Genomic DNA, 5,531 nt, shown 5'->3' with positions numbered 1-5,531 from the left:
TACAGCTGGAACTTCGGTGACGGTTCGGCGGCGAGCACGGTGCAGAACCCGAGCCACACCTACGCGACCGCCGGGACGTACACCGCGACCCTCACCGTCACGGACGCCGCCAACCCGGCCCACACCGCCACGGCGACCGTCACGACCACCGTCAGCGCCGTCGGCAACCCCCTGGCGGCCACCGCCGCCGGCACGCCGACGTCCGGCCAGGTCCCGCTGAACGTCGCCTTCACCGGCACCGCCACCGGCGGCACCCCGGCCTACGCGTACAGCTGGAACTTCGGTGACGGTTCGGCGGCGAGCACGGTGCAGAACCCGAGCCACACCTACGCGACCGCCGGGACGTACACCGCGACCCTCACTGTCACGGACGCCGCCAACCCGGCCCACACCGCCACCTCGACCGTCACCGTCACGGCCTCGCCCATCGCGGGCACCGCCCCGGGCGCCCCCACCGCACTGACCGCGACGGCCGGCAACGGCCAGGCGGCGCTCGGGTGGACGGCCCCCGCGAGCAACGGCGGCGTCTCCATCACCTCCTACCGCGTCTACCGGGGCACCGCGAGCGGCCAGGAGAGCCTCCTCACCACCGGCGGCTGCAGCGGCCTCGGCGCCGTCCTCTCCTGCACGGACACCGGGCTCACCCCGGGCCAGACGTACTACTACAAGGTCAGCGCCGTGAACTCGATCGGCGAGGGTGCCCAGAGCAACGAGGCCAGTGCCACCCCGACCGGCTGCCCGCCCCGACAGCTGCTCGGCAACCCCGGGTTCGAGACCGGCAGCGCCGCGCCGTGGACCGCCAGCTCGGGTGTCGTCAGCAACAGCGCCACCGAGCCGCCGCACAGCGGCAGTTGGGACGCCTGGCTGGACGGCTACGGCAGCACCCACACCGACACCCTCGCCCAGTCCGTCACCCTGCCGACCGGGTGCGGTACCTACAACCTCTCCTTCTGGCTGCACGTCGACACCGCCGAGACCACCACCACGACCGCCTACGACACGCTCAAGGTGCAGGTCCTCAACAGCTCCGGCACGGTGCTCGCCACCCTGCACACCTACTCCAACCTCGACCACAACACCGGCTACGCGCAGCGGAGTCTCGACCTGTCGCCGTACGCGGGGCAGACCGTCACGCTGAAGTTCACCGGCAGTGAGGACTACGAGAAGCAGACCTCGTTCGTCATCGACGACACCGCGGTCAACGTCTCCTGACGGGCCCCGCCCGGCCGGCCCTCCCGCACAACGGGAGGGCAGGCCTCCTGGTGCGCGGTGCGCGGCTGCCGTACCGTCGGTCGCCGTGACCCTCGACCAGGACCGCGCGAACCGGATCTTCCCGCCCGCCACCTACGCGGACGGCGTGCCGTACGACCTCTACCGCGAACTGCGGGCGGCCGGGCCGGTCCACCGGATCGAGGAGCCGCCCGTCGGCGACTGGCCCGCAGGGCCGGGCTACTGGGCGGTGCTGCGGCACGCGGACGTCAAACACGTGCTGCGCAGCCCGGGGGACTTCTCCTCCCACCTCGGCGGCACCCAGATCCGCGACCCCGAGACACCCGCCGACCTGGCCTTCGCCCGCACGATGATGCTCAATCAGGACCCACCGGACCACTCGCGCCTGCGCCGCATCGTCGCCGCCGCCTTCACCCCGCGTGCCCTGGCCGACCTGGCCGCCGCCATCGAGAGCCGCGTGCACGAACTCGTCGACACCGTTCGGCCGTTGGGCGCCACCGACTTCGTCGGCCTGGCCGCCGACCTGCCCCTGTGGACGCTCGCCCGGGTGATGGGCGTCCCCGACCGGGACCGCCGTCTCCTGCTGGACTGGGCGAACCGGGTGATCGGCTACCAGGACGCCGACCACGCCGCGTCCGCCACCGCAGACCCGGCCGGCCTGACCCCCCTCGGCCGCGCCGCCCTCGCCCACCGCCCGACCGCCACCCCCGGCGGTCGTCCGCTCAACCCGCGCTCCCGCGCCGGCCTCGCCGACCTCTACGCCTACGCCCACTCCCTCGCCCGACAGCCGGACGCGGACGGCCTGCTGGCCCGCACCCGGGAGGCGGGGCTGACGGTCGACGAGTTCGAGACGATGTTCTTCCTCTTCGCCGTGGCCGGCAACGAGACCGTCCGCAACGCCCTGCCCGGCGGGCTCCACGCCCTGCTCAGCCACCCCGACCAGTACCGACTGCTCTGCGAGAAACCGGAGTTGACCGCATCCGCAGTCGAGGAGATGCTGCGCTACTGGCCTCCCGTCATGGAGTTCCGCCGCACCGCCACCCGGGACCTCACCCTGGCGGGCCGACCCGTCCGGCGCGGCGACAAGGTCGTCGTCTACCACGCCTCCGCCAACCGCGACGAGCACGTCTTCCCCGACCCCGACCGCTTCGACATCACCCGCACCCCGAACGACCACGTGAGCTTCGGCTACGGCCCCCACTTCTGTCTCGGTGCCCAACTCGCGCGCCTGCAGATGACCGTGATGATCCGTCACCTCGTCACGACCCTCCCCGGCCTGGAACTCGCGGACCCGGGCCGAGCCCCGCAGCGCCTGGTCTCCAACTTCCAGAACGGACTCAAGTCCCTCCCGATCAGATGGCGCGCGGGCGGCGGCTCGCGCCGGGTGAGCGGCGCGCGCGTCAGCGTGCGCAGTCCGGGCAGAGCCCCCGGTAGGTGACCTCGGCGCCCGACACGGTGAAGCCGAAGCGCTGTTCGGACGGGAGGTCGGCGAGCGGGTCGCCGGCCGGGTGGACGTCGCGGATGGTGCCGCAGTCGGTGCAGACGAGGTGCTGGTGGGGGTGGTGGGCGTTGGGGTCGTAGCGCTTGGCGCGGCCGTCGGTGGCGACCTCGACCACCTCGCCGAGCGTGACGAGCTCGCCGAGGGTGTTGTAGACGGTGGCCCGGGAGATCTCGGGGAGCCGCTCCGCGGCGCGGGCGTGCACCTCGTCGGCGGTGAGGTGCACGTGGTCGCCGTCGAGGACCTCCGCCACGACGCGCCGCTGGGAGGTGAGGCGCCAGCCGCGCTCGCGCAGTCGTTCCAGGAGGTCGCTCATGTCGGTTCACCTATTCAGGTCAATGGAGAAACCCGGAGTTTATCAGCGGATATCAGGGTTATCCGGTATTGGACCCGATACTTCCCTGGTGTCCTTCTTGACTTGGATTGCGTCCATCGTAGGATCGGCTCCGGCATTAGCCTAGGCAGCAGCACACCAGGTAGCGCAAGACACCGTGATCCGCCTTGTCAGGGAAGGATTCCCATGTCTGAGAACCACGATGCAACCGGAGTCGGAGCACAGGCGGAGGGCACGGGCGGCTGCCCGGTCGTCCACGGGCGCGCGGCGCACCCCACCCAGGGCGGCGGCAACCGCCAGTGGTGGCCCGACCAGCTGAACCTCAAGATCCTCGCCAAGAACCCCGCGGTGGCGAACCCGTTCGGCGCGGAGTTCGACTACGCGGCGGCGTTCGAATCCCTCGACCTCCCGGCCGTCAAGCGCGACATCGCCACGGTCCTCACCACGTCGCACGACTGGTGGCCCGCCGACTACGGCAACTACGGCCCGTTCATGATCCGCATGGCCTGGCACAGCGCGGGCACCTACCGCATCCGCGACGGACGCGGCGGCGCCGGCGGCGGCCAGCAGCGCTTCGCCCCGCTCAACAGCTGGCCGGACAACGCGAGCCTGGACAAGGCCCGCCGCCTGCTGTGGCCGGTCAAGAAGAAGTACGGCCGCAGCCTGTCCTGGGCCGACCTGATGGTCCTCGCCGGCAACGTCGCCCTGGAGACGATGGGCTTCGAGACCTTCGGCTTCGGCGGCGGCCGGGTCGACGAGTGGGAGCCGGACGAGGACGTCTACTGGGGCCCGGAGACCACCTGGCTCGGCGACGAGCGCTACACCGGCGACCGCGAGCTGGAGAACCCGCTCGCCGCCGTCCAGATGGGCCTGATCTACGTCAACCCCGAGGGCCCCAACGGCAATCCGGACCCGATCGCGGCCGCGCGCGACATCCGCGAGACCTTCTACCGGATGGCGATGAACGACGAGGAGACCGTCGCCCTCATCGCCGGCGGCCACACCTTCGGCAAGACCCACGGCGCCGGCCCGGCGGACAACGTCGGCCCCGACCCCGAGGCCGCGCCGATGGAGCAGCAGGGCCTCGGCTGGAGGAGCGCCTTCCGTACCGGCGTGGGCGGCGACGCGATCACCAGCGGCCTGGAGGGCGCCTGGACGCACACCCCCACCACCTGGGACAACTCCTTCTTCGAGACCCTCTTCGGCTACGAGTGGGAGCTCACCGAGAGCCCCGCCGGCGCCCACCAGTGGATCCCGAAGGACGGCGCCGGCGCCGACACCGTGCCCGACGCGCACGACCCGTCGAAGCGGCACGCCCCGGTCATGCTCACCACCGACCTGTCGCTGCGCCTGGACCCGGTCTACGAGCCCATCTCCCGGCGCTTCAAGGACGATCCGGCGCAGTTCGCCGACGCGTTCGCCCGCGCCTGGTTCAAGCTCACCCACCGCGACATGGGCCCGGTCGTCCGCTACCTCGGCCCGGAGGTCCCGAGCGAGGAGCTGATCTGGCAGGACCCGCTGCCGGCGGCCACCGGCGAGCGGATCGACGCCGCCGACGCCGCCGCGCTCAAGGAGCGCGTCCTCGCCACCGGCCTGTCCGTCGCCCAGCTGGTCTCCGCCGCGTGGGCCGCCGCCTCGTCCTTCCGTGGCAGCGACAAGCGCGGCGGCGCCAACGGCGGCCGGATCCGCCTCCAGCCGCAGGCCGGCTGGGAGGTCAACGACCCGGACGAGCTCGCGATCGTGCTGCGCGCCCTCGAAGGCGTCCAGCGGGACTTCAACGCCCGGGCCGGTGCCAAGCACGTCTCGCTGGCCGACCTCGTCGTGCTGGCCGGCGGCGCGGCCGTCGAGAAGGCGGCGAAGGACGCGGGCGTCGCGGTCGAGGTGCCGTTCGCGGCCGGGCGCGTGGACGCCTCGCAGGAGCAGACCGACGTCGAGTCGTTCGCGGCGCTGGAGCCCTCGGCCGACGGCTTCCGCAACTATGCCGGCAAGGGCCAGCGGCTGGCCGCCGAGTACCTGCTGCTCGACCGGGCCAACCTGCTGACGCTGAGCGCCCCCGAGCTCACCGTCCTCGTCGGCGGCCTGCGCGTCCTCGGCGCGAACCACGGAAAGTCCACGCACGGCGTGTTCACCGACACGCCGGGCGTGCTGACGAACGACTTCTTCGTCAACCTGCTCGACCTCGACACCACGTGGAAGGCCGCCTCCGGGGACGCGACCACGTTCGAGGGCCGCGACTCCTCCGGCGCCGTCAAGTGGACCGGCACCCGCGCCGACCTCGTGTTCGGCTCGAACTCCGAGCTGCGCGCCGTCGCGGAGGTCTACGCGAGCGACGACGCCAAGGAGAAGTTCGTCCGGGACTTCGTCGCGGCCTGGGTCAAGGTCATGAACCTCGACCGGTTCGACCTCGCCAAGGCGTGACGCCCGGCTCGGGGCCGGGCCCGGGGCCTGTCCGTGCGGACAGGCCTACAC

At 72.1% G+C, this 5,531-nt stretch carries 4 protein-coding genes; 3 read left to right on the top strand and 1 reads right to left on the bottom strand.

Translation table 11 applies throughout. From position 1 onward, the window contains the following. Together ACFVU9_RS31135 and ACFVU9_RS31130 are read left to right on the top strand one after the other, a co-directional pair. A partial coding sequence (locus ACFVU9_RS31135; protein WP_387599081.1) for a PKD domain-containing protein occupies window positions 1–1,212 on the top strand: 1,212 nt, incomplete at its 5' end. A gap of 85 nt (window positions 1,213–1,297) precedes the next feature. Further along, the gene (locus ACFVU9_RS31130) at window positions 1,298–2,668 is read left to right on the top strand and encodes a cytochrome P450 (protein ID WP_387599078.1); all 1,371 of its coding nucleotides are present in this window, start codon (window positions 1,298–1,300) and stop codon (window positions 2,666–2,668) included. Here the strand turns inward: ACFVU9_RS31130 and ACFVU9_RS31125 are convergent. Further along, the gene (locus tag ACFVU9_RS31125; protein ID WP_380499558.1) at window positions 2,631–3,044 is read right to left on the bottom strand and encodes a Fur family transcriptional regulator; all 414 of its coding nucleotides are present in this window, start codon (window positions 3,042–3,044) and stop codon (window positions 2,631–2,633) included. The two genes, ACFVU9_RS31130 and ACFVU9_RS31125, sit on opposite strands and share 38 nt — an antisense overlap. A 204-nt stretch (window positions 3,045–3,248) precedes the next feature. On the opposite strand from ACFVU9_RS31125, the gene katG reads away from it, so the two are divergent. Then, window positions 3,249–5,480, top strand: coding sequence for a catalase/peroxidase HPI (gene katG / locus ACFVU9_RS31120; protein WP_387599075.1), 2,232 nt, complete (start codon window positions 3,249–3,251; stop codon window positions 5,478–5,480). Window positions 5,481–5,531 lie beyond the last annotated feature (51 nt).

Source organism: Kitasatospora sp. NPDC057936 (assembly GCF_042887525.1).
Taxonomy (GTDB): domain Bacteria; phylum Actinomycetota; class Actinomycetes; order Streptomycetales; family Streptomycetaceae; genus Kitasatospora.
Note: the sequence above shows the minus strand (reverse complement) of the source record. Positions and strands in the feature narration are given on the sequence as shown.